23 protein-coding genes and 2 tRNA genes are annotated in these 24,442 nt (G+C 54.8%); 4 read left to right on the top strand and 21 right to left on the bottom strand.

Going from position 1 to position 24,442, the window contains the following annotated elements; genetic code table 11:
- Positions 1-106 precede the first annotated feature (106 nt).
- From ppsA to LKE88_RS10545, 8 genes are all read right to left on the bottom strand, one after another.
- Entirely contained in the window at positions 107-2,500 is a 2,394-nt protein-coding gene (gene ppsA / locus LKE88_RS10580) for a phosphoenolpyruvate synthase (RefSeq protein WP_118286961.1), read from the bottom strand.
- A gap of 176 nt (positions 2,501-2,676) precedes the next feature.
- The gene (gene yfcE, locus LKE88_RS10575; protein WP_105326851.1) at positions 2,677-3,222 is read right to left on the bottom strand and encodes a phosphodiesterase; all 546 of its coding nucleotides are present in this window, start codon (positions 3,220-3,222) and stop codon (positions 2,677-2,679) included.
- Between the two features lie 3 nt (positions 3,223-3,225).
- Positions 3,226-3,792: a flavin reductase family protein gene (locus LKE88_RS10570; protein ID WP_105326850.1), complete on the bottom strand. Its 567-nt coding sequence runs from the start codon at positions 3,790-3,792 to the stop codon at positions 3,226-3,228.
- A gap of 36 nt (positions 3,793-3,828) precedes the next feature.
- Positions 3,829-4,806, bottom strand: coding sequence for a FecCD family ABC transporter permease (locus LKE88_RS10565; protein ID WP_231086327.1), 978 nt, complete (start codon positions 4,804-4,806; stop codon positions 3,829-3,831).
- A 111-nt stretch (positions 4,807-4,917) separates the two neighbouring features.
- Positions 4,918-4,992: transfer RNA gene (locus LKE88_RS10560), tRNA-Glu, on the bottom strand.
- An 11-nt stretch (positions 4,993-5,003) separates the two neighbouring features.
- Positions 5,004-5,077: transfer RNA gene (locus LKE88_RS10555), tRNA-Gln, on the bottom strand.
- A gap of 95 nt (positions 5,078-5,172) precedes the next feature.
- Entirely contained in the window at positions 5,173-5,916 is a 744-nt protein-coding gene (locus tag LKE88_RS10550; protein WP_105326849.1) for a metallophosphoesterase, read from the bottom strand.
- A 183-nt stretch (positions 5,917-6,099) separates the two neighbouring features.
- Positions 6,100-7,023, bottom strand: coding sequence for an AEC family transporter (locus tag LKE88_RS10545; protein ID WP_231086325.1), 924 nt, complete (start codon positions 7,021-7,023; stop codon positions 6,100-6,102).
- Between the two features lie 105 nt (positions 7,024-7,128).
- On the opposite strand from LKE88_RS10545, the gene LKE88_RS10540 reads away from it, so the two are divergent.
- Positions 7,129-8,061, top strand: a complete 933-nt coding sequence (locus tag LKE88_RS10540) for a LysR family transcriptional regulator (protein WP_118286962.1) — start codon at positions 7,129-7,131, stop codon at positions 8,059-8,061.
- Between the two features lie 55 nt (positions 8,062-8,116).
- Here the strand turns inward: LKE88_RS10540 and LKE88_RS10535 are convergent, their stop codons facing one another.
- Both LKE88_RS10535 and LKE88_RS10530 read right to left on the bottom strand, forming a co-directional pair.
- On the bottom strand, positions 8,117-9,211 hold the full coding sequence (locus LKE88_RS10535) for a threonine synthase (RefSeq protein ID WP_105326847.1): 1,095 nt from the start codon (positions 9,209-9,211) through the stop codon (positions 8,117-8,119).
- A 144-nt stretch (positions 9,212-9,355) separates the two neighbouring features.
- Positions 9,356-10,153: an MBL fold metallo-hydrolase gene (locus tag LKE88_RS10530; protein WP_231086317.1), complete on the bottom strand. Its 798-nt coding sequence runs from the start codon at positions 10,151-10,153 to the stop codon at positions 9,356-9,358.
- A gap of 126 nt (positions 10,154-10,279) precedes the next feature.
- Here LKE88_RS10530 and LKE88_RS10525 point away from each other — a divergent pair, with 126 nt between their 5' ends.
- The 3 genes from LKE88_RS10525 to LKE88_RS10515 all read left to right on the top strand — a co-directional run bounded on the left by LKE88_RS10525 (position 10,280) and on the right by LKE88_RS10515 (position 12,207).
- Positions 10,280-10,393 (top strand): LysR family transcriptional regulator, encoded by a 114-nt coding sequence (locus LKE88_RS10525; RefSeq protein WP_276803547.1) that lies wholly within the window; start codon positions 10,280-10,282, stop codon positions 10,391-10,393.
- Between the two features lie 30 nt (positions 10,394-10,423).
- Entirely contained in the window at positions 10,424-11,197 is a 774-nt protein-coding gene (locus LKE88_RS10520) for a LysR family transcriptional regulator substrate-binding protein (RefSeq protein WP_276803545.1), read from the top strand.
- A 143-nt stretch (positions 11,198-11,340) separates the two neighbouring features.
- Positions 11,341-12,207, top strand: a complete 867-nt coding sequence (locus LKE88_RS10515; protein WP_105326846.1) for a LysR family transcriptional regulator — start codon at positions 11,341-11,343, stop codon at positions 12,205-12,207.
- A 243-nt stretch (positions 12,208-12,450) separates the two neighbouring features.
- Here the strand turns inward: LKE88_RS10515 and LKE88_RS10510 are convergent, their stop codons facing one another.
- The 11 genes from LKE88_RS10510 to LKE88_RS10460 form a co-directional block, all read right to left on the bottom strand.
- Positions 12,451-12,927 (bottom strand): hypothetical protein, encoded by a 477-nt coding sequence (locus LKE88_RS10510; protein ID WP_231086314.1) that lies wholly within the window; start codon positions 12,925-12,927, stop codon positions 12,451-12,453.
- A 25-nt stretch (positions 12,928-12,952) separates the two neighbouring features.
- On the bottom strand, positions 12,953-14,590 hold the full coding sequence (locus LKE88_RS10505; RefSeq protein WP_105326844.1) for an ArnT family glycosyltransferase: 1,638 nt from the start codon (positions 14,588-14,590) through the stop codon (positions 12,953-12,955).
- A gap of 237 nt (positions 14,591-14,827) precedes the next feature.
- Positions 14,828-16,222 (bottom strand): LCP family protein, encoded by a 1,395-nt coding sequence (locus LKE88_RS10500; protein WP_105326843.1) that lies wholly within the window; start codon positions 16,220-16,222, stop codon positions 14,828-14,830.
- Between the two features lie 119 nt (positions 16,223-16,341).
- Positions 16,342-17,121 carry a tryptophan synthase subunit alpha gene (trpA, locus tag LKE88_RS10495; RefSeq protein ID WP_105326842.1) on the bottom strand — a complete coding sequence of 260 codons (780 nt, stop codon included), beginning with the start codon at positions 17,119-17,121 and terminating at the stop codon, positions 16,342-16,344.
- Complete coding sequence (trpB, locus tag LKE88_RS10490) at positions 17,114-18,298, bottom strand: tryptophan synthase subunit beta (protein ID WP_105326841.1); 1,185 nt, start codon at positions 18,296-18,298, stop codon at positions 17,114-17,116. Before trpB ends, trpA begins: the two co-directional genes overlap by 8 nt.
- Complete coding sequence (locus tag LKE88_RS10485) at positions 18,295-18,921, bottom strand: phosphoribosylanthranilate isomerase (protein ID WP_105326840.1); 627 nt, start codon at positions 18,919-18,921, stop codon at positions 18,295-18,297. Before LKE88_RS10485 ends, trpB begins: the two co-directional genes overlap by 4 nt.
- Entirely contained in the window at positions 18,908-19,702 is a 795-nt protein-coding gene (gene trpC, locus LKE88_RS10480; protein WP_105326839.1) for an indole-3-glycerol phosphate synthase TrpC, read from the bottom strand. The genes LKE88_RS10485 and trpC overlap by 14 nt, the downstream gene beginning before the upstream one ends.
- Positions 19,699-20,715 (bottom strand): anthranilate phosphoribosyltransferase, encoded by a 1,017-nt coding sequence (trpD, locus tag LKE88_RS10475; RefSeq protein ID WP_105326838.1) that lies wholly within the window; start codon positions 20,713-20,715, stop codon positions 19,699-19,701. The genes trpC and trpD overlap by 4 nt, the downstream gene beginning before the upstream one ends.
- A gap of 1 nt (position 20,716) precedes the next feature.
- Positions 20,717-21,295, bottom strand: a complete 579-nt coding sequence (locus LKE88_RS10470; protein ID WP_105326837.1) for an anthranilate synthase component II — start codon at positions 21,293-21,295, stop codon at positions 20,717-20,719.
- Between the two features lie 3 nt (positions 21,296-21,298).
- Positions 21,299-22,762: an anthranilate synthase component I gene (gene trpE, locus LKE88_RS10465; RefSeq protein WP_276803542.1), complete on the bottom strand. Its 1,464-nt coding sequence runs from the start codon at positions 22,760-22,762 to the stop codon at positions 21,299-21,301.
- A gap of 526 nt (positions 22,763-23,288) precedes the next feature.
- Positions 23,289-24,404, bottom strand: a complete 1,116-nt coding sequence (locus LKE88_RS10460; RefSeq protein ID WP_105326835.1) for a M20/M25/M40 family metallo-hydrolase — start codon at positions 24,402-24,404, stop codon at positions 23,289-23,291.
- Positions 24,405-24,442: the final 38 nt, after the last annotated feature.

Genomic DNA, 24,442 nt, shown 5'->3' with positions numbered 1-24,442 from the left:
CGTCTGGCTTTCTATTATAAAGCAAAGCAGGGGCCGCCGCAAATGCTTTTGCCCCTGTTCCGCTTTGACGGAAAGGTCTCAGCTTCCGTCCGCTGTATAGTCGTTGTTACCAGGCCAGTTCTTCCTCGTGGCGGTTCCGGCCCCGTCCCGTCAACTGGTCCAGAATCAAGCGCTGTTCCACCTGGGCCACCATTTTCTTGGTGAACTTCACCGTATCCGGGTTCACGGACATACTGTCAATGCCGCATTGTACCAGGAATTCGGCAAATTCCGGATATACGCTGGGAGCCTGGCCGCAGATGGAAACGGTCTTGCCGTCCTTGTGGGCCACTTCAATCAGGTGACGGACAGCCCGTTTTACTGCCAGGTTCCGTTCGTCAAACAGATGGGCAATGGTATCATTGTCACGGTCGCAGCCCAAGGTCAGCATGGTCAGGTCGTTGGAACCGATGGAGTAGCCGTCCACAAACCGGTTGAATTGGTCAGCCAGGATAATGTTGGCAGGGATTTCTGCCATCAGCCAAACCTTAAAGTCCGGCCCTCTGTGCAGCCCTTCTTCGGCCATGATTTCCACCACTTTTCGGGCTTCGTCCACGGTGCGGCAGAAAGGAATCATTACGTTCAGGTTCTTCAGGCCATATTCTTCCCGGACCTTCCGTACGGCAGCAATTTCCAGCCGGAAGGCGGCGGTGTACTTGGGATCATAGTAACGGGAAGCACCTCTCCAGCCCAGCAAGGCACTGGATTCATGGGGTTCAAATTCTTCGCCGCCTTTCAGATCCCGGTATTCGCTGGACTTAAAGTCGCTGAAGCGCAGGGTAACCGGCCGGGGAGCCATGGCAGCGCAGACCTTCCGGAAGCCTTCAGCCAAGGATTCCACCACTTTTTCCGGATGACCAGTTTTGATTAAATATAAGGGATGTTCATGAATGTAGGTGGTCCAAATGAATTCTTCCCGCATGAGGCCAATACCGTCGCAGGGCAGGGAAGCGTATTTTTCGGCCAAAGCCGGATCACCCAGGTTCATATAGATTTTGGTACCCGTTACCGGGAAGGTTTCCTGGGCCACCACCTGGGGCTGTACCGCAGCCGTAGTAGCCGCTGCCTTCTTCACTTGCAGGTTGCCGGCAAAGACCACCCCGTTGGAAGCGTCCACCGTAACTTCTTCCCCGGTTTTCAGCACTTCCGTGGCGGCCTGGCCCCGGCTCTTGGTACCTACAATACAGGGAATCCCCAGTTCCCGGCTGACAATGGAAGCGTGGCAGGTCATGCCGCCGCTGTCGGTCACAATGGCCTGGGCCTTTTTCATGGCCGGTACCCAGTCAGGCGCGGTCATTTCCGTTACCAGGATTTCCCCGTCCTTGAATTCATCAATATCCTTGGGGTCCGCAATCACATGGACCTTGCCGTAGCCCATACCCGGGCTGGAGGGCAGGCCTTTGACCAGAACCTTGGCGTTTTCCCCAGCGTTTTCTTCCTGCACGGCTTCCACCTTCTTTTGTTTGTTTCTCCGGGACCAGACCGTTTCCGGGCGAGCTTGGAGAATCCAGATCTTGCCGTCCCGTTCGTCAATGCCCCATTCCATATCCATATAGCAGCCGTAATGGGCTTCGATTTTCTTGGCGTACCCGGCCAGTTCCAAAATCTGGCTGTTGGTCAGGGTCTGCTTCTTCCGGTCCGCTTCCGGCACCGGCACTTCTTCACAGTCCCCACCCTTTTTGCGGATCAGCATTACGTCCTGTTCATTGACCGTAGCGGACAGGATTTTCATATCAGCTTTGGACACAATGTAGCTGTCGGGGGTAACGGTACCGCCCACTACGTATTCGCCCAGGCCATAGGCCCCTTCAATCATGATATTCTTGTCGTCCCCGTTGGCCACATTTACCGTAAACATTACGCCAGCAGCCTTGGAGAAGACCATCATTTGGATAACTGCGGACAGTGCCAGGGACAGATGGTCAAAGCCCTGTTTTTCCCGGTAGTACACAGCCCGGTCCGTAAAGCAGGAAGCGTAGCATTCCTTTACCTTGGCAGTCACCCGGTCGGCACCCTGGATGTTCAGGTAGGTATCCTGCTGGCCGGCAAAGCTGGCGTCAGGCAGGTCTTCTGCGGTCGCACTGGAACGCACGGCTACGTAGGGATCCTGTTCCCCCATTTTGTCCGCCAGTTCCTGATAGGCCTTGCGGATGGCTTCCTGTAAATCCTGGGGCATTTCCTGTTCCATAATGGCTGCCCGGACCTGGCCGCAGATACGGCTCAGCTGGTCGCTGTTTTCCACATCGGTGAGCCCAGCCAGCAGGGTGCGGATCTTTTCATCCAGCCCAGTGGATTTCATAAAATAGCGGTAGGCATAAGCCGTAGTTGCGAACCCATAGGGAACGGGTACATCCGTTTTGGAAGTCATTTCCCCCAAAGAAGAAGATTTGCCGCCGACAATGTCCACGTCTTTTCTTTCGAGCTGCTCAAACCACAACAGATATTCTTTAGATTTGTCCATTTTCTACTCCTTTACCCCACGCTATTGCGTTGTTTATCTTTAATATAGTGTATACTATATCACCATCATGCGTCATATTCAAGTAGTACCCGCCAAAAATACCGCAAGATTTCTTTGTACCTGTCCCAAAAACAGCAAAAAAATACCTGGCAGACTTTAGGTCTGTCAGGTAGGTTTCACAGGGTCAGCTGGTGCAGCGTTTGGCCGCCCAGTTCTTTCCAGATGGCAGTGCTGCCGTCCAGAAGCAGGTACCCCTGGGTGCTGCCGCCCTTGGGCAGGGACACGGACCCAGGATTCAGGTACAGGTTGTTCTGGCCAAAAGGTACCCAGGCCGGTACATGGGTATGGCCATGGAGCAGCACGTCCCCGGGCTGCAGGGGCGGCAAATGTTCCAGGTTATAGTGGTGGCCGTGGGTAGCAAAAATCAGACGGCCACCGGCTTCCAAAAGGGCATAGTCTGCCAAGATGGGAAAGTGCAGCACCAGCTGGTCCACTTCCGCGTCGCAATTGCCCCGGACGCAGAAAATATGCTGCCGGATGCCATTTAACAAATCAATGACCCGCTTGGGAGCATATTCCCTGGGCAGGTCATTCCGAGGGCCGTGGTACAGGATATCTCCCAGGAGCACCAGCCGGTCCGCCTGCTCCCGGGCAAAGTCCTGGAGCAGCCGGGCACAGTAATAGGCGGAGCCATGAATATCCGAAGCAATCAGGTATTTCATGAATTATTTTTTCACCGCCGTCAGTTCCGGTTTCTGGAAGGCTTTGCCCACCGTTTCCCAGGCTACCAGATAGGTGTGGTTGGCCGGATCGTAAACCAACGGCCGCAGCTTGGCCGGGTCAATCACCCCATCCGTCAGGACGCTTTCGTCAGCGCTGACGTTGACAATTTCCCCTACCAGCCGTTCGCTTTCCTCATCGTAGGACAGGACCTTGCATTCCAGGGCCATGGGCAGTTCCTGGAACAAGGGTGCGTTCACCAGGGTGGATTTTACCGGCGTCAAGCCAGCTTGGGCCACCTTGTCCGGCACCTTATTGCCAGAAACCACGCCTACATGATCGCAGGCCTTGAGCTGGGCTTCCACGGCAATACTTACCGTGAAGGCGCCTGTAGCCTTCAGATTGGCTACCGTCTTATGGGTCCGGGCCAGGCAGAAGGAAATCTCCTGGTCATTGCTGATACCGCCCCAGGCCGCATTCATGGCGTCAGGCGTGCCCTTTTCATCATAGGTGCCGATGATGTATACCGGCAGCGGATAGCTTAACGGTTTTGCTCCAAAACTTTTACGCATAAAACTCACTCTCCTTAACCTTTATATTATACCATTTCACAAGTGTTTCCTTAACAAAAAGAGAAAATAGGGAGCGCCCAAAAGGGACGTAATCACCCCTACCCGCACTTCCGTCCCCGGTACCACAAGCCGGCCCAGACTGTCACAGAAAGTAAGCAGCCCGGCCCCGCCCAGGGCGCTTAGGGGCAGGAGGAAACGGTGGTCGGGCCCCAGCTGCAGCCGCAGGATATGGGGCACCATAAGCCCGATAAAACCGATATTGCCCCCGGCGCATACGGCCAGCCCCAGCAGCAGGGAAACCACGGCCAAAAGACCATTGCGCCACCGGCCGGCATCCATGCCCACAGCCAGGGCTTGTTCCTCCCCCAGGCTAAGGACGTTTAGCTGCCGGCCCCACAGGCACAGCAGAAGCAGTACGGCAAAAAGAGGCGGCAAAATCCAGTGGACCTGCTGCCAGGTGCCGGAAGAAAGGCCCCCCAGGGTCCAGAAAAAATACTGGCGAAGCACCGGTTCAGGCGCAAAGGAAAGCAGGCCCGCCGTAAGGGCCCCGCAAAACAGGCTCACTGCCGCCCCAGCCAGCAGCAGCCGGACACTTTGGCCGCTGCCGCCCCGCCGGCCCAGAGCCCCCACGGTACCGGAAGCCAAAAGGGCTCCCAAAAACGCCCCCAGCGGGAGAAACAGATACTGTTTTTGGGGCAGTCCCAAAAGGAGTACCGCCACCGCCCCCAGGGCGCCGCCTCCAGACACCCCCAGCAGGCCGGGGTCCGCCAGGGGATTGCCGAAAATGCCCTGGAGCACCGCTCCGGACACGGCCAGGGCGCTGCCTGCCCCCAAGCCCAAAAGCAGCCGGGGAAGCCGCAGGTTCCATAACACATTTTCTTCCAGAGGGGTCAGCTTCCCCAAAAAGAAATGGACCGGAGATACCCCTACCAAGCCTGCAAAAAGCGAAAACAGACAGGCTGCCAGAAGCATAAGCAGCAGCAATAGTAAGCCTTTCTTCCGTTTCTGGTGCACGGCTGGCCTCCTTTCAGATACAAAAAAAGACGCCTTGGAAACCGATTCCACAGCGTCAATCTATATAACTATAAGTGAAGTTCTCAATTGCGGGAATTCCACGTGCTTTCGTGGTAGCGCCAACGAGAATTGAACTCGTGATTTCGCCTTGAGAGGGCGACGTCTTAGCCTCTTGACCATGGCGCCAGATAAAAAAATGGCTCCGGGACTAGGGCTCGAACCCAGACTAGAAGATCCAGAATCTCCTGTGCTACCATTACACCATCCCGGAGTAAATCTACCTCATCGGTAGTACTGTTATAGTATAGAGTTTTCCTGAAAAAAATGCAAGTACTTTTTACAACTTTTTTTCATTTTTTTCTCCGGTCAGTCCAAAAGCTTGATCGGGCGAAAATCCAAATAGTCCCCGGATACCAAATGGTACTGGATGCCATGGTAGTCCCCCAAATGGCTGTCGTGGAACTGTTCCTTCCCGTGGCAGTGGGAATACACCACCTGCTCCACCCCATTCTCCTCGGCCAGCTGGGTGAAGATGCTGTCCTGCTGAAGAATATTGGTGGGCGGATAATGAAGGAACATAATGAACTTGTGATACCCGGCCTTTTTGGCCGCCGCAAAAGAGATTTCCAACCGCCGGGCTTCCCGGACCACCAGTTTTTCTGCGTGCGCCGCCTTTTCCTGGTCCCAGCCCATAATCCGGCCGTACCGGTCCAAATAGAAGGGTCCTTCAAAGGTAAACCCCTTGGTCCCTACCAGGGCATAATCCCCGTAGGCATAAAAATTGTTTTGGAGGAAGGAAAGCCGGCCCTGGAACAGGGCATTGAGCTTTCCGGTTTTGGCCGTGTCCCAGAACATATCGTGGTTGCCCCGCAGCAGAATTTTCCGGCCGGGCAGGGCTTCAATAAAGGCCAGGTCCTTGGTGCACTGGTTCAGCTTGCGCCCCCAGGAATGATCCCCGGTCAGCACCAGGGTATCCTCCGGTTTAACCAATTCCCGGCAGTTCCGGGCAATTTTTTCTTCATGGTGCTTCCAGACCGGTCCCAAAGAATCCATGGATTTCCCTTTCACCTGAAAGGCCAAATGCAGATCTCCCAAGGCATACAGAGCCATTTTATTCTCCTTTCCCGAAAGCACCTAGGCGCTCCCGCCAGCAGCCGTTTATGATACTATTCGCCCTTTTATGCCAAATTCCTTTAGACAAAAGGGCCGCACCCCAGGAGGCAAAACCTGGCGTGCGGCACTGTATGTTTCTCTTGGGGAAAAGCTTCCGCTCATGGCATTGGCGCGTACTAATTACCCGATGAGATAACACCAAAGAGGAATGGTCACCATGGAAAGCAGGGTGGACAAAATCACCACCTGGGTGGCAAAGGGAGCATCGCTGTGGTACTGGGCAGCGAAGATAGCTGCTGTGGCCCCAGCCGGCATCCCGGTCATCATGACGCCCACCCCGGTACCCAGGGCATCCAGGCCTGCAACCCTGCAAATCAGCCAGGACAGGGCGGGCAGCACCCCCAGCCGCAGAAAGCTGAACAGGAAGCTGTCCCGGTTAAAAATGGACTTCAAAGGCACATCGGCCAGAATGGTCCCAATAATAAACATGGTCAGGGCGGCGTTGCAGTTTCCAATATAGCCCACCGTAAGCTGGAGAAAGCCTGGCAGCTGCCAGCCAGTCACCATGAGAAGCATGCCCAGGTAAATAGCCACCAGACAGGGATGGGTCAGGACTTTTTTCAGCACCTGCTTCCGGTCCGTGTGCTGACCGGCGATAAAGTAGGACGTACCCACGGACCACATGATGATCCGCATGGGAATCAGGTACACAGAGGCGTACAGCAGGCCCAGGGGGCCATAAACCCCTTCTGCTACCGGATTTCCCAAAAAGCCCCCATTGGACACAATGGTGCAGTACTGAAGCACCTTTTTCCGCTGGAGGGCAAAGCGGTTGTACAAGAACTGGTTCAGTACCAGATACAGCAGCTGCATCAAAAACCCAGCCAAAAGGATTTTTCCCGCCGTGGCCAGGACATCATCTCCCAGGGGCGCCAAACAGGACTTCAGAATATTAAAGGGAATCACCACATCCACGCACAGGGCAGTCAGGCTTTTGATGCCAGGAGCATCCAAAATGCCCCAGCGTTTCAGCCCCAGCCCCAATAGAATCATCAGAAACAGGGTAAGCTGCAAATTGGCCAGCCGCAGCAGTTCCATAGCCATTCCCTACTTTCTTCGCAAATTTATTGTAGCAGAAAAACATACCATTTCCTAACTGTATTTTTGCGTATATAATACAGGATATAACCTGTATTATAGGAGGCAGTCATGAACTTTACCCATATTCAGGATTTTCTCATCATATACCGGGAACGGAGTATCTCCCGGGCAGCGGAAAAGCTCCACGTAACCCAGCAGACCCTTAGCGGCCGGCTTGGGTACTTGGAAAAGGAACTGGGGACGCCCCTGTTTGTACGGCACGTGCCCCTGGAGCTTACCTATGGCGGGCGTGTGTTTCTGGGGTATGCCCGTTCCCTTCAGGAAACGTACGAAGCCCTCCAAAAGGAATTCCAGGACCTGACTGGCCAGGAAAAAGGCTGCCTGCGCCTGGGCATTGCCTATACCCGGGGGCGGATTCTCCTGCCGCCCATTCTTCAGGCCTTCCAGAAAAAATATCCCGCCGTGACGTTGGAGATTACAGAAGATACCAATGAAGCCTTGGTGAAAAGACTGCAAAAAGGAGAAACAGACCTGATTATCGCCCATCTGCCAGGAAGTATCCCCGGTCTTGCGGCACGGCCCTTTTACCAGGAAAAAGTTCTGCTGCTTCTGCCCAAATCGCTGCTGGCCAAAACCTATGGGGCGGAAGCGGTACAGCGGCTGACCCAGCTTGAACAGACCCAGGATCCCCGGCTGGTAAAAGAGTGCCCTTTTTTGCTGAATTATCCGGACGATATAGCCGCCTCACTGGCCCTGGCCTACCTGAACAAGCTGCGTTTTACCCCCAAGGTCCAGACCCAGTCCCACAACATGGAACTGCTGCTGGAGCTCTGCGTCCAAGGGGCCGGCTGCTGCTTCTGCCCGGACAATTTGGCCCGTGGCTTCCTGACCCCGGCCCAGCAGGACCAATTGTTTTTTATAGACCTGGGCCCCGCCCTTACCTGTTCCCTGGATTTTGTCTGGCAGGACCAGGCCTACCAATGGTCCATGCTGGAGCGGTTTAGGGAAACAGCTCAGGAAGTGTACCCTCCGCTACCCTAAAAAGAACCGCAGTATTTCCCCTGAAAAAGAGAAATACTGCGGTTTTGTCTTTGCTTTAGTGGTCGGACTTCAGCCCTGCCCCACACATGGTAATCAGGCAGTCCGGCGTAGGACCGTATTGCTTGCAGTAGGCTTCGTAGGCTGCCAGGTTCGCTGCGGTGGTATGCTCGCAGTAGATGCCCTGCCGGGCCAGTTTCTCCCGGGCAGGCAGGATTCCCGCCTCCGGAGCGGCCACAAAACGGATGTGGTATTTTTGGGCAGCCTGGAGGATTTCCTTCCCCCGCCGGGGCTGGCCAATGGCAATGCCCTCAGCCAGGGTAGGCTCCGGCACCAGCTGGACCGGTTCCTGGGCGCCGGTTTCCGCCGCCTTTAGCAGGGGGGCGCAGTTTTCGCTTTGGACGGCAATAATCTGGGGCATATGGGAAATGCAGCCGCTTTTCAGCAGATGTTCCAGCCCCCGGATTACCCCCAAAAACAAGGTGCCATTTCCCACGGGCACCACCAGGTTTTCCGGAATCCGGTGCAGCTGTTCATAGGTTTCGTAAATATAGGTTTTGGTGCCTTCGTAGAAGAAGGGATTGTACACATGGTTGGCATAGTACACCCCTTCCCGAGCCACCTTTTCCCGGCACACCTGGGCGCAGTGGTCCCGGGAGCCGGGCACCACGTTGACCTTGGCCCCATGGGCCTGAATCATGGTAATTTTCTTGGGAGACGTGCCTTCCGGGACAAAAATCTCGCAGGCAATACCGGCCCGGCCGCAATAGGCTGCCACCGCATTGCCGGCGTTGCCGCTGGAATCCTGAACCACCCGGTCCACTCCCAGAGCCTTGCAGTGGGCCACCAAAACGGCTGCGCCCCGGTCCTTAAAAGACAGGGTGGGCATGAAATAATCCATCTTCAGGAGAATGTCCTGGTTAAAGGGTACAATGGGGCTTAGCCCCTCTCCCAGGGTAATGCTCCGCCAGGTATCGTCCTCCAGGGCCATGAACTGATGGTACCGGAACTGGTTCCACTGTTCCCGGTCAATGGCTTCCAGAGAAAAATCCGGCAGCTCTGCTTCCAGCTCCCACAGCCCGCCGCAGTCACAGCAGGGTTTCAACGTAGTTATCGGTTCTCTTTTGCCGCAGGCCGTACATACAAATTCCATGTTTCTGCCTCCTTGGGATGCCCCATGATGCTTCTTGCCAAGCCAAAAGTCTGTTCTCTTACGTTATACGGAAAACCGGAAAATTTGTCAAATAAATAAGCTCCCGCTTTGGCTAAGCCAAAAACAGGAGCTAACTGGGACAGCTTATAAAGTTACGATTTCCCCATCTTCCGGCATCACATAATTGCTGACGCCCCGAGTAGCCAAACGGCCCCGCAGGGTGTGCCGAGTCAAGGAAGCATGGGCCACATTGTCCATATGGGTTACAAAAATTTTTGCCTTAGGAGCTGCTGCCCGGACACAGGCCACATCTTCATCGTTCATGATCAGGCGCCCACACTCCACCAGTTCAGCCGCACAGGCATTTACCGTCACCACCTGGGGCTGGAATTTTGCCAGGGTTTCCTGCACGCCGGAAAACCAAACCGTATCCCCGGTCACATATAGGGTCTTTTCCCCAGGTGCCTGGAATACTACCCCGCAGGAATTACCGCAGGGAACCACCGTCCCATGCCGGGCTGGGGTCTTGGTCAGGGTAACCCCTTGAAATTCGCTGCCCTCGGGCGTCAAAACCCGAACATCTTGGAAACCGGACCGGCGGAAAATCTCCTGGTCTTCTTGGTTTTGAACGAACACCGGAATTTCCTTATGCAGGCTTTTCCCTACCGTACCATCAGCCGCTACATCCACATGATCGGGGTGTACATGGGTCACAATATAGGCATCCACACCCTGGAGAATCTGCTCTACTGGTTCCGGCAGATTGTAGATGGGCATGGGCAGCTGTTCCTTCACCGGATCAGGCACAGAGAACGGATGACCTGGCAATTCGCCCAAGGTTCCCATTTCCCCCTTAGGCTGCAGCCAGGGATCCAGCAAAAAGGTCACTTTCCCGTAATGAATTTTATTGGCAGCGTTTCTGATCTGTTGAATTTTCAGCATGCGCATTTCCTCCTTTTCGTTTCTGTCTTTATTGTAGGTGGAAACACCCTCGAAAAAAAACAGAATTTTCTCTGCTTGCCGCAACCATTTAGATGCGGTACAATCAGCAAGAAGGGAGGTTTTCCCATGAATCAAAAACAACTGCGCTATTTTTGGGAAGTATACCAAACCTGTAATATCCAGCAGGCGGCAGACAAACTCCATATCAGCCGGCAGGGCGTCAGCAAAACCCTGCGCTAGCTGGAGCAGGAATTGGGACAGCCCTTATTTTTGCGTACAGCCCAGGGCCTGGAACCCACGGACTTTGCAGCAGGCCTGCTGCCCCATGCCCGAAGGCTGCTGGACGAATATGCCTATATTGAAGGCATGAACAGTCTGGCTGGCCAGAAACAAAATCTGGTTACGGTTTATGCCTTGGATCACGTGCTGGCCTATCTATCTGCTGACTTCTTGTTGGACTTCAAAAAAGCCTATCCGGCCATCATCCCCAGCCTGGTAGAGTGTACGGACGAAGCCGCCCTAAATGGCCTATTGACCCAGGATTGTGACCTGGCTCTGGTGACCGGTCCCTTGGATCCGTCCCAGTTTACAGCAGAACCCCTGTTTTTTTCCCGGTACTGCATCCAACTGCGCCGGGACCATCCCCTGGCTGCCCAAAAGGAAATCACTTTCCAGGACTTGGCAGGGCTGCCCCTCATCAGTAAAGGCCGGGCCTATCGCTGCTTCCGAGAGCATATGAACCGGGATATGCTGCTTCCAGGGCTTACGGTGAACATTCTGGCTGAAACCACGGACTCCACCGTGGTCCAAGACCTGATTCTGAAAGGGAATGGTATTAATTTATCTTATGATTACATTGCCTGCCTGCAATCCCACCCGGATATTGTGCTTCGCACCCTCTCGGTTCCCGAACAGGGTCAGGAAATTTACCTGGCAGCCCTGCGGAACGCCCTGCCGACCAAAGCAATTCGCCATTTTCGGGAGTTTTTGCTGGCTTGGATTCCCCAACAGGGAAAAGCAAAGATCACTTGGCCAAGAGAGTAAGATTTATTTTTTTTATAGTGACTTTTAAGAAAATTTGACAGAATTGAATTAATATTTGTGATTCTTGCCTCTACGGATTATAATAAAAAGGAATAAGTCCGTTGGAGCCCCCATTGACCAACGGTACAAACCAGGGAGGCATTATGAAACTACACCAATTGCAATATTTCCGCGAAGTCTGCCGACAGCACAGCATTACCAAAGCTGCCGAAGTGCTTCATATTTCCCAGCCCGCGGTGTCCGCATCCATCCGGGAACTGGAAGATGAATTTGGCCTGATGCTGTTCAACCGTTCCCGAAAGAATCTGATTCTCACCAAGGAAGGCTCCTACTTTCTCTTGGAAGTGGAAGATCTGCTGCGCAAGGCAGAACAGATTGGGGAGGATATGAACCGGCTGAAGAAGAAATCTACGGACATCCGGCTGGGTCTGCCGCCCATGATTGGAGCCCTGTCCGTTCCCCTTTTGGCGTCCTTTTCCAAGGAATATCCGGACATCCAGATTGAGCTCACTTCCAGCAGTTCCCTGAGCCTGCGCCGGGCCCTCCAGGAAGAACGCCTGGATGTGATTATCGTCAACGGAGCCGATCCGGACGGGGACAATCCGGAATGCATTCCCCTGCGCCGCAGCGAGATTGTCTACTGCGTGAATCCCCGGCATCCCTTTGCCCAGGAAAAGACGCTGCCGTTAGTGAAAACGGCCCTGGAGCCCTTGGTCGAAATCAAGGAAAGCTTCCATTTCCGGGAGCAGATTCTCCAGCAGTACCAGGAAGCAGGCTGTACCCCCCGGCTGCTGTGGACCACGGACCAGCTGTATACCAAGATTCAGATTATCAAATCCGGCATGGCCAATGGTTTCCTGTACCGGGAAATTGCCGAAAAAGAACCGGACCTGGTACCCATTTCCCTGGATCCCCCCATGCTCTACGATATTGAAATGATTTGGCGGAAGAACACCGCAGCCTATGACAGCGTCAATGCCTTCCTGACCTATGCCAAGGAGCATTTTTAAGGCTGGCTGGCCCCTAATTACGGTTATCACAAAAGCCCTGCAGCAACGCTGCAGGGCTTTCTCTATATAGGGAAAAGACCTTCTGCTGGGGTGGCAGAAGGTCTTTTCTGAAAGGAAGTTGTTTATGATGATTTGATGGGGAAGATGTAACAAGGAGGGGTGATCCCTGTTACGTGAATTAGTATACTGAAATACTATGGCAAAGCAAGGGCGAATCCTTGAAAAAAATGTGAATCTGACTGTTTAGTCAGCAAGGCCAAAGTACTCGTATACGGACTGGATTTGGCTTTGGGCATTTTCCGGACTGAGCCCGGCCCGCTCACTCATCAGCAGCAGGCCCTTTAGCTGGGTCTTCAGGAAAACATTGAACTTAGCCTTGTCCAGGGATAGATTATCCCCTTCCAGCTTATCCGACATACAATTCAGCATCACCAAGAGCTTCAGGGTTTCCCCTTCCTTTTCGGCCAGGTAGAACAGATAGGGGAAAGTGTCCCCCAACTGCCGCACAAAGGCCACTGCCTGGGGATTTTCCCACAGATAGGGGCCGCAGTCTGCCTGGAAGGACAGGGACCATTTGCCGCAGAACTTCCGGGCGTACTCCACCTGGCTGCCCACATAGGCCAGCAGCTCCCCATACCGGTCCGTGCCCTGAGGCGCCGCAAGCTCTGCCTGGGAAACCTGGAACCGGATAAACGGCTGCCGGTCCAAATATGCTTTCATTTGTGCTTCTTCCATTCTGCAACCCTCACTTTTCTTTAATCATAACCATCCATTGTCCCGGCAGTTTCACCTTTTTCCAAACTCCGGGCCAATCCACTTCTACCTTATTCTTGATTTTCTTGGTTTTGGTATCCACCAGCACCACAGCCTGGGACTTGTCCTTTACCTGGGAGAAGGTGGTCCAGGGCATGATGTTTTTGGCTGACCAGCTGCCTTCTTTGGGGGCAAAATCCGCTGCTTCGTCATCAGGAACCAGCATGACCATTTCCCGGCCAGTGTAGAAGACGCCGCTGGTAGGATAGCCGCCGCCCCGGACGTAGATGGGGACATTTTCCGGCACATATTGGCTGATAAATTGGGCGGAAGGCTTGCCGCTCACATCATACATCAGAGGTTTAGCCAACAGTTCCAAAATGCAGCAGTGGAACACGATGGTCAGCATGATGACCGTGGTCCAAACTTCCTGATTGCTCTTGCCACGGTATTTATGAACGCCCAGCACCACCATGCAGGCACAGTAGATCAGCATGAAGAAAAATACGTTCCGGCTGCCCGGCACCACGCCTGGAGCCAGCTTGGGCAGCTGATAGGCGGCCACGGACAGGGCTCCGTAAAACAACACGTTGCCCAGGAGCATCCATTTCATGGTCAGGCTTCTGCCCTTTTTCACGATGTAGGAACCTGTAAGCAGGCACAGGGGCAGCAGCAAAGGATAGGTATAGGTAATGTACTTGGTGGCCATGCATTGGAAGAACACAAAAATGGTCACCATCCAGATGAGCAGGAAGCCTTCCTTGGCGGCTGGCTTCACCCAATGGCCCTGTTTGCGCAGCAGGTTCCACAGCATGCCGGGCACAAAGCCCACCCAGGCATAGGCGTTCAAAAGGTTCACTGCCGTATAGTAATAAATCACATTATCCCGGGGATGTTCCGACACAGTGGCCCGCAAAAAGTTATGGGTACCAATGAAACTGGCCAGAAAATCTGGATGATAATGGATCATGGCCACATACCAGGGAGCGGTTACCAATAGAAACAGCAAAATGCCAGAAGGCAGCTTGGCCCGCTGGAGGCATTTGGCATCTCGCCGCCACAGCAGGAACAGCACAATAATCAGCCCCGGCATCAAAAAGCCGATGGGGCCTTTGGTCAAGGTTGCCAGCCCAGCGAGCAGGTAGGTGCCGTAGTAATAACTTTTTTCCTTGGTGCTGTAGCCCAGGTAGAAGAACACCAGCGCCCCGTTCAAAAACAGGAACAGCATGCCATCGGTAAGGACGGACTTGGAAATGGTAAAGAATTCCAAAGTCATCATCAGAAGCAGCCCGCTCATAAAGGCGGTTTCTTCTGAATACAGCTTTTTCCCGGCCCAAACCGTCAGTCCTAGGCCTCCCAAGCCAAACAGGGATGGGAAAAACCGGGCGCCGAACTCGCTGAACCCGAAAATCTTAAAGCCCAGGGCAATCATCCAGTAGGAAAAAACCGGTTTGTCGAACCAGTACCGGCCGTAAATCTGAGGAGAAAGATAATCCCCGCTGAGCACCATTTCCTTGGCCGTCAGGGCATAATTTCCTTCAACGCTGTCCGTTAAAGGCAGGGAGCCATTGAGAAAGAAAAGCAGAAAAATGGCCGCTGCCCAAAAACAGATCCAGTATTTTTTTTTCATCAGGTTAGTACCTCCAAATCATAACTGCTGTACAATATCATACCTTACCATATTCAACGGGGAATGACAATGAAAACTCCGGTGAATAATAGGCAAATTGCCTTCTTGCGCCCCTGGGCATAAAAAAAAGCCCTTGTAGAACAAGGGCCAAATGAGGGGCATCTTTAACTTACGAGTGCATTATACCACCTTTGTATACAATGTGCAATATGTTTTCTGTTTTTTCTTTTTATTCTCTTATTTCTCATAGTCCCGGCCCAGATAGATGATCATATCCCCTGTTGCCGGACTGACGGAGCCCCGCAGCAGCTGGTAGGCAAAAGGCAGGCTCTGGGCCCGGCTGGCCGCCAGGGAGCTGGACGCATTGATCAGCACCTGGGTGTGGTCCACGGGGCTGCCCGTACTGGTGCTCACCACCGTAAAACCGGCGCTGCGCACCTCTTCAGCGGCCCGTTCCCCATTCTGGGGCTTCTCGCTGCAATTGACAATGGATACCCGCAGGGGCTGCCGTACCGGCTGGGGCGGCATACCCACCGGTTCCTGGGGCTTGTCATTTTCCGTACTAGGGGAAACCGCAGGGGTTTCCTTGCTTTCCTGTTCCATTTTCCTTGTCCGTTCCACCGCCTGTTTCAGGGCTTCCGTCTTGATTGGCAGCTGCTGCTTCCCATCAGCCCCAGCAGCTGCGCTGTTGGTACCCAGCAATTCGTCATATTCCCGCTTGGCGGCAAGAGCCTTTTGGCGGTAGGTCTCCGTGGCCTGGACCCCGGACAGCAGAGCCAGCTGCTGCCGCAGGGCTGTCATATTGGGAATCCAGTAGCTGATATCATCCAGGTAGGCCGGACTCCCCTGGACCATGGCCGTTTCCAGCCGGGAGGTACCCGACACGTTCTTGGTAAAGGTTACCAGGAGGGACAGCAGATCCCCGGCGGACAGATCCGTTTCCACACTTTTGTACAGGGCTTGGGCAATTTCCGGAGCCTTGGTCACCAGATTGGTGCCCCGCAGCTTGGCAAAAATGGCCTGCATAAACTTCTGCTGCCGGCGTACCCGGCCAATATCCCCTTCCTCGTCCCGGTAACGCACGTATTGGATAGCTGTGGTACCATCCATATGCTGGCGGCCGGGCTGGAGGTTAATCACCAGCCCGCCGTTGTCATCGTAGGGGTCCTGGTACTGCATGGGCTTTTCCACATCAATATCCACTCCGCCAATGGCATTGACCAGGTCCACAAAGCCCCGAAAATCCACCAAAAGATAGTTGTTGATGGGAATACCCAAAAAGCCTTCCAGGGTTTTCTGGCTCAGGGCGTGCCCGCCAAAGGCATAGGCATGGTTGACCTTGTCCCAGCCATGACCGGGAATTTTCACCAGGGTATCCCGGGGCACGGAAAGCAGGGAAATCCGGTTTTTCTGGGTGTCCAGCATGGCCACAAACAGGGTATCGGAACGACCCACATCATCGATCCGCCGATCCACCCCCAGCACCATAATATTCCGTTTGCCCTGATACATGGGAACCTGCTCCTTTTTCACCGCTGGGGGCGTCAAGGCATAAATCAGGCCGGCCGCTGCCAAAACAATGGCGGCAAGAAGGGCTGCCAGGCCTTTATATTGGGTAAGTCTTGTGAACATGGAAGCTTCCTCCAAGCATAAATTCTGGTTCCATTATACCCTATTTTTCAGCCCCCGCACAATTGCCCAGGCGCGCAAAAGGCCCTGGGGCCGGCTGCCGCCAGCTTCCAGGGCCCAGCCTAGGCATTTTCCAGGGCTTCCACCATACGCTTCACATACTCCCGCACAGGCGGCACCGCAGCCTTCCCATACTGGGCGCACAGCTTCACAATGGCACTGCCCACAATGGCTCCATCGCTGATGCCTGCCAATTCCCGGGCCTGCTCCGGTGTAGAGATGCCAAAGCCCACGGCCACCGGCTTGTCCGTCACCTGCCGGATCTGTTCTACAATAGGCGCCAGATTGGTGGTAATTTCCTGGCGCACCCCGGTAACCCCCAAAGAGGAAACCAGGTAGATGTACCCCTGGGCAGCTTGGGCAATTTCTTTCACCCGCTGGTGGGAGGTGGGGGCAATCAGGGAAATCAATTCCACCCCGTACTGGGCAGCTACCGGTCCAAAGGTCTCCCGTTCTTCAAAGGGCACGTCGGGAATGATTACCCCGTCCACCCCGCAGTCCCGGCAGTCCTGGAAGAATTTCTCAGCTCCATAGGTAAATACCGGATTGGCGTAGGTCAGGAAAACCAGGGGAATCTGGGTGTGCTTGCGGACCTTGGCTACCAGTTCAAAAAGGTCCCGGGTTTTGACCCCACTGGCCAGGGCCCGGTTATCCGCTTCCTGGATTACCGGCCCTTCCGCCGTAGGATCGGAAAAGGGAATGCCCAGCTCAATAATGCCGGCCCCCGCTTCTTCCATGGCGTAAATCAATTGTTCCGTGGTATCTAAATCCGGATCCCCTGCGGTCACAAAGGGAATAAATACTTTTTTCTGTTTGGCAAATGCAGCGGTAATTCTACTCATGAAGGTCAACCCCCTTATATCTGGCAATGGCAGCCACATCCTTGTCTCCCCGGCCGGAAAGGTTCACCACCAGGAGTTTTTCCTTGGGAAGGGTGGGTGCCAGTTTCATGGCATAGGCAACGGCGTGGGCACTTTCGATGGCCGGAATGATGCCCTCGGTCCGGGACAGGTACTCAAAAGCCTCCACCGCTTCATCGTCGGTGATAGATACGTACTGGGCCCGGCCCTTGTCGTACAGGTCCGCATGCTCCGGTCCAATGCCCGGATAATCCAGGCCGGCAGAAATGGAGTACACCGGGGCAATCTGCCCATCCTGGTCCTGAAGAAAATAGGATTCCATGCCGTGGAAGATACCGGGTTTGCCCCGGGCTATGGTAGCGGCGGTTTCTGCCGTATTCACGCCCCGGCCGGCCGCTTCCACCCCGATAAGCTGTACCTGGGTATCCGGAATGAAATCATAGAACAGGCCCATGGCATTACTGCCACCGCCTACACAGGCCATAAGAATATCCGGCAGCCGGCCTTCCTTTTCCAGCATCTGGGCCTTTACTTCTTCTCCGATGACCTTTTGGAAATCCCGGACCATGGCCGGGTAAGGGTGGGGGCCCATAACAGAGCCCAGCACGTAGAAGGTATCCTCTACCCGTGCGCTCCATTCCCGCATGGCCTCGCTGACTGCATCCTTCAGGGTGCCGGTGCCCGTAGTTACAGGCACCACCTTGGCGCCCAAAAGCTCCATTCGGTAAACATTCAGGGCCTGGCGGATAGTATCTTCCTTGCCCATGTATACCACACATTCCATGCCCATCAGGGCAGCCACCGTAGCAGCTGCCACCCCGTGCTGGCCGGCCCCAGTTTCTGCAATGATCCGTTTTTTGCCCATTTTCTTAGCCAGAAGGCACTGGCCCAGCACATTGTTGATTTTGTGGGCCCCAGTATGGTTCAAATCTTCCCGTTTCAGGTAAATGGTGGCGCCCCCCAGATCCTGGCTCATTTTCTCTGCCTTGTACAGCAGGCTGGGCCGATTGGCGTAGTCATGGTACAAGGTTTGGAGTTCTGCCAAAAATTCCGGGTCGTTCTTATATTGTTCGTAAGCCCGTTCCAGTTCCTGGACTGCATTCATCAGGGTTTCCGGTACGTATTGGCCGCCGTGCCGGCCGTATCTTCCTTTACTCATTTGAATTCCTCTTTTCTAACCGCATCCACAAAGGACCGGATTTTTTCTAAATTTTTCTTTCCGTCTATTTCTACGCCGCTGCTGGTATCCACGCCCCAGGGGTGGAATTGGGCAATGGCCTCTCCCACATTGGCGGGGGTAAGGCCTCCGGCCAGGAAAAAGGGCCGGGGCAGGCTAAGCTTTTCCAGCAGGCCCGGAGCAATGGTCTTGCCCAGACCGCCATAGCCTTCGGGACTGTAGGCATCCAGCAGAAAATAATCACAGGGATAGGCATCTGCATGCGCCAGGCTTTCGGGGCCCTTTACCCGCAGCACCTTGATAATGGGTACCTGTACCCGCTTTCTCAGAGCCCGGCAGTAGTCCGGGGATTCCTCCCCGTGAAGCTGCACCCCTTGGATAATGCCTTGCTGCACCAGGGCGGCAACCCTTTCCAGGGGCTCCTGTACAAAGACGCCCACTGCCGGAATTTGGGGGTCCAGGGCCTGCCGCAATTGGCGGGCCTGCTCTGAGGTTACCTGCCTGCGGCCCGGGGCAAAGACAAAGCCTGCATAGTCCGGCCGGCAGGCATTCACCATTTGGATAGCTTCCAGGGTACGAAGTCCGCAAAGCTTACACCGGGTCATCTTGTTCTCCTTTTAATTGCCTCAGGGTCCTTCCTGGATTCCCGCTGCGCATCAGCAGCTCCCCTACCAGGACGGCGCTGACCCCGGCCTGTTCCAGTTCCCTGGTCTGAGCCCTTCCTGTAATACCGCTTTCCGCCACAAAGGGCAGTTCCCGGGGAGCCAGCTTCCGCAGCTGGAGGCTGTTGCGTACATTTACCGTGAAATTCTTCAGGTTCCTATTGTTAACGCCCAAAATCCGGGCGCCGGACCCCAGGGCCCGTTCCAGCTCTTTTGCATCGTGGACTTCCACCAGGGCATCTAACCCTAAGTGCTCCGCCAGCTGGCGAAATTCCCGCAGTTCCTCCTCCCCCAGCAGCGCCGCAATAAGCAGCACTGCATCGGCTCCCAGGCATTTGGCCTGGAGGATCTGGTAGGGATCCACCGTGAAATCTTTCCGCAGCAGGGGCAGCTGAACCACCTGCCGGATTTCTTTCAGGTACTGGTCGCTGCCCAGAAACCGGGTCGGTTCCGTCAGCACCGATATGGCTGCCGCACCGGCTTTTTCGTAGGTCCGGGCAATTTCCAGGTAGGGAAAGTTTGGGGCAATCAAGCCCTTGGAAGGGGAAGCCTTTTTCACTTCCGCAATGATCTGCAGGCCCGGCTGGGTAAGTGCCCGGTAAAAGCAGCCGGCCCGTTCCCGGCCCAGGGCTTCGGCCCTGGCCAGGAGTTTTGCTTCGCTTTCTTTTTGGCGCTCTGCGGCCACTCGCTGCCGGGCGGCCTGTGCCAGCTGGTCCAAAATCATGCCTGGGTCAGCTCCACAAAGCGCTGCAGCTTGGCCAGGGCCTTGCCGCTGTCAATGATATCCGCCGCTTCCGCAAGGCAGTCCCGGAGCACCTTTTGCCCTTTGCCCAGGTAAATGCACAGGGCGGAGTTTAACAGCACCGCATCCCGTTTTGGACCCCGGTCCCGGCCGCTTAAAATATCCAGGGTCAGCTGGGCATTTTCTGCTGGGCTGCCGCCCACCAGGTCTTCCTTTTGGCAGCGTTTCAATCCCAACTGGGCCGGATCCAGAAAGAAGCTGTTCATGCGGCCGTCAATGAGCTCACAAAGGGTGGAGGAAGTAGTCAGGGTGGCCTCGTCCAGGCCGTCATGACCATGGACCACCATGGCTCGTTTCACTCCCAGATTGGCCAGCACCTTGGCCATAGGTTCCACCAGGTTTTCGTCGTAAACGCCCAGCAGCTGCATGGTAGCACCAGCCGGGTTGGTCAAGGGCCCAATGATGTTGAACAGGGTCCGCAGCCCCAGCTGCTTGCGCACCGGGCCGGCGTATTTCATGGAAGAATGGTACAGGGGCGCAAACAGGAAGCAGAAGCCCAGCTCCTGCAAAATTGCTTCGCTCCGCTGTCGGGGCACGTCCAACCGGGCGCCCAGGGCTTCCAGGCAATCTGCGGCACCGCATTTGCTGGACACACTGCGGTTCCCATGCTTGGCTACGGGCACCCCGGCAGAGGCAATCACAAAGGCGCTGGTGGTGGAGATGTTGAAGGTATTGGCCCGGTCGCCGCCGGTCCCAACAATATCCAGCACATCCTGTTGGGGCTCCAGCCGTTGGCATTTATCCCGAAGCACCAGGGCACAGGCGGTAATTTCCTCCACCGTTTCCCCCTTCATCCGCATGGCGGTAATGAAGCTGGCAATTTGGGCATCCGTAGCCTGGCCGCTCATAATGGTATCCATAACGCCCCGGGTCTCCTCAAGGCTCAAATCATAGCCATCTGCTGCTTTCAGCAGGGCATTCTGTATTTCCAGCATGTCATTTCCCTCCTTCAATCTGTAAGAAATTCTGGATGATCTGCTTGCCGTCCGGGGTCAGAATGGATTCCGGATGGAACTGCAAACCATACAAATTGTAATCCCGATGCTTCAGCCCCATGATTTCTCCCTGGTCCGTTTCCGCAATTACCAGGAGTTCGTCCGGCAGGGTGGCTTTTTCCACTAGGAGCGAATGGTACCGGGCTGCCGGAATAATAGGTGCCAGCCCCTGGAACAGGGCGGAACCATTGGCAATGTGTACCTGGCTCTGCTTGCCGTGGACCAGCTGGGGTGCCCGAATCACCCGGCCGCCGAAGACTTCTCCCAAGGCTTGGTGCCCCAGGCAGACCCCCAGGATGGGCAGTTCCCCTTTCAGCTCCCGCAGCGCCTCTTCGCAGATACCGGCATCCTCCGGCCGCCCCGGACCCGGGGACAAAATCAGGTGGGTGGGGGCCATTTGGCGGATATCCGCCACAGTCAGGGCATCGTTGCGCACCACTTTTACGTCCGGCTGCAAGGTTCCCACCAATTGGTACAGGTTATAGGTAAAACTATCGTAATTGTCAATCAGTAAAATCATGATTTATTCCTCCGCTGCTGCTTCCAGGGCTGCCCGAATGGCCGCCGACTTGTTCACCGTTTCGGCAAATTCATTTTCCACCTGGGAATCCGCCACAATACCGCCGCCGGCTTGGAAGTACACCCGGCCGCCGTATTTCAGGGCTGTGCGAATGGTAATGCAGATATCCATGTTCCCGGCAAAGTCCAGGTACCCCATGCCGCCTCCGTAGGGGCCCCGCCGCTCCGGTTCCAATGCATCGATGATTTCACAGGCCCTGACCTTGGGCGCTCCGGACAGGGTACCTGCCGGAAAGGCAGCACACAGGGTGTCCACGCAATCCTTGTCCGCCCGGAGGGTTCCCGTTACCTTGCTGGTAAGGTGCATCACATGGGAGAACTTCTTCACCAGCAGGTAATCCGACACCTGGACAGAACCGAATTCCGCCGTTTTGCCCACATCATTCCGGGCCAGGTCCACCAGCATATTGTGCTCGCTGAGCTCTTTGGGATCCTGAAGCAGGTCCTGCTCCAGGGCCTTGTCCTCAGCCTCCGTACGGCCCCTTTTCCGGGTCCCGGCAATGGGCATGGAGGTAATGGTCCGGCCCTTGACCTGAATCAGGGTTTCCGGAGAAGAACCCGCCAGTTCCACTTCCCCGGTGCTGAGCAGCACCATGTACTGGGAAGGATTGGTGGTCCGGAGAATCCGGTACATAGAAAACAGATCCTGGTCGTAGTCTGCGGAAAACCGCTGGGAGTATACCGCCTGGAAAATATCGCCGCAGCGGATATGTTCCTTGATGGTTTCCACATTGCGCCGGTAGGTTTCCTTGCTTTGGTTGCTGGTAATGGGTCCCAGCACCGCTTTCTCAAGCTGGGGCGGTACCACCGGCTGCCGGGTCAAGGCTTCCAGCTTGTCCAATTCTGCCTGTGCTTTCTGGTAATTATCTGCCAGGTGGTCAGTTTTAATGGTTACTGCTAAGTACAGTTTTTGTTTGAAACTATCAAAGGCGATGATTTTGTCAAAAAGCATCAGGTCAAAATCTGGGAAGGGTGTGGCCTTTTTCGGATCGAAATGCAGACTGGGTTCACAGTACTGGATAAAATCATAGGAGAAGTATCCCACCAGGCCTCCGGTAAAGGGCGGCAGGTCCGGCAGGGAAGGAATGGCGTATTCCTTCAGCAGCCGGCGGAGTGCCGTCAGGGGATCCTCCGCAAGGGTTTCCACCTGCCCGTTCTCCCCTTCCAGCTGGGCTTTTCCAGCCTTGGCAGTCAGCCGCAGCCGGGGATCACAGCCAATGAAGGAATACCGGCCGGAAGGGTCCTCCTTCTCCAGACTCTCCAACAGAAAGTACCGATTCCGGTCCCTGCGCAGCAGGCTCACCAGCCCAATAGGGGTCAGGGTATCTGCCAGGATTTCCCGTACCACCGGCACCGCCGGATAATTTTTTGCGCTATGTTGTAATTCTTCCAAAGTTTGTTGTTTCATAATGCTCCTCCTCACATGAAAAAACGGATATCCCGTTGGTCAATCCGCCTGGATATCCGTGAAGCCGCAAAGTAAAGTAACAAAAAACACCTGTCCTTCTACAAGGACAGGTGTTATAACCTGCGGTACCACCCCGTATTACAATGCTTTCACATTGTACGCTCAGCAGAATGCCAACACATTCCTCACCAATAACGCAGGTGCTGCGTCGCGGGATACTTTCTTTCGATTTCATCGCGCCCTCAGTGGTCCATTTGCCAGTCTGCCGCTATCCGGTTTCCAGCACCCCGGACTCTCTGTAAGCACATCCTCTGACGTTATCTCCACTTCAATGGTTTCAGTAGTCATTTGAAATTGTGCCCTTAGGATACCACCCTGAGTCCAGGGCTGTCAACAAAAATTCTAAAAAACTTTTTATGCTAAAGGAAATTGTAACATTGAAACAAAACCACCCCATTTTTCTATGGAGTGGTTTTATAAATTTCTTTATTTTTGAGTATTACGCTTTCTAAGCTGCTTTCCGGCCTTACAGCTTCCAGATAAAGGCAGCCAGCTGCTTCAGACCCGGCGCCAGGCTGGTCATATCCAGTTCCTCATGGACCGTATGGAGGCCAGTACCCTTGCTGATGCCAAAAGCCATGGCCGGAATGTGCCGGCTCAGGGGAATGTTGGCATCGGTACTGCCGCAGTCAAAATGGGTGGACAGCCCCTCCCGCTTCCGAATAGCCTGAATCCGGTCATAAATCTCGTTCTCCAAAGCGCCCTCGCTGCAGGGCCGTTCTCCCAAAAGCAGGGTTTCAATCTGCACGTCTTCCCGTCTATGCTGGTCCAGGATGGCCTGGAAGGCCGCATCCAGCTTCAACAGTTCCGTATGGGAAACCGAACGCATATCCACCGTGAATTCCACTTCTTCTGCAATGGAATTTACCGTGGTTCCGCCCTGAATGGTGCCCACATTGTAGGTGGTCTTGGGGTCCTTGGGTACCGTCAGCTGGTAAAATTCCTGGATGATGGCGGACGCCTCTGCAATGGCGTTGGCATTGCCAAACGCCCCGAAGCTGTGCCCTCCGGGGGTCACCACATGAACCGCATAACGCCGGGATCCTACCGCCAGGTTGACGAACCGGTCATTAAACCCATCCACTGCCAGGAAATAGGTGAGCCGATCCCCCCAGGTATCCGTCAGATAGCGGCTGCCCTTCAGGTTGCCCAGTCCCTCTTCCCCAGTATTAAAAGCAAAAATGGCCGGGGTGTGGAGCTTCATGGTATGCATCATTTTGATGAGAAACAGCAGGGCAGCCACGTCGGAGCTGTTATCCCCGCAGGAAGGGGCCTTCATCACATGGCCGGCGATTTCCGGCACAATGTGGGTAACCCCTGCGAACACCGTATCCATGTGGGCCGTATACAGGGGAAACTTCTCTGCCCCGTCAATATGGCAGGGATACACCACATTTCCTGCTTCGTCAATGTAGGAACCTTCTGCCCCCAGGGCTTTCAGCTGTTCCAGAATCCATTGGGCTTTTTTCCCTTCCTCCCCGGTGGGAGACGGCAGGGACGTTACATCGTATAACAACTGGATATAATCCGCCATATTATGGTCAATATAATCGTTGACCAGTTTCCGCAATACTTCGTTCATGCTGCACCTCCATTTGGCATTGTCTTTTTGATTATACC

Origin of the sequence: Acidaminococcus hominis (assembly GCF_022484025.1) — a bacterium.
Taxonomy (GTDB): Bacteria; Bacillota; Negativicutes; order Acidaminococcales; family Acidaminococcaceae; genus Acidaminococcus; species Acidaminococcus hominis.
The sequence above is the reverse complement of the archived record's forward strand: the minus strand, read 5'-3'. Positions and strand labels throughout refer to the sequence as shown.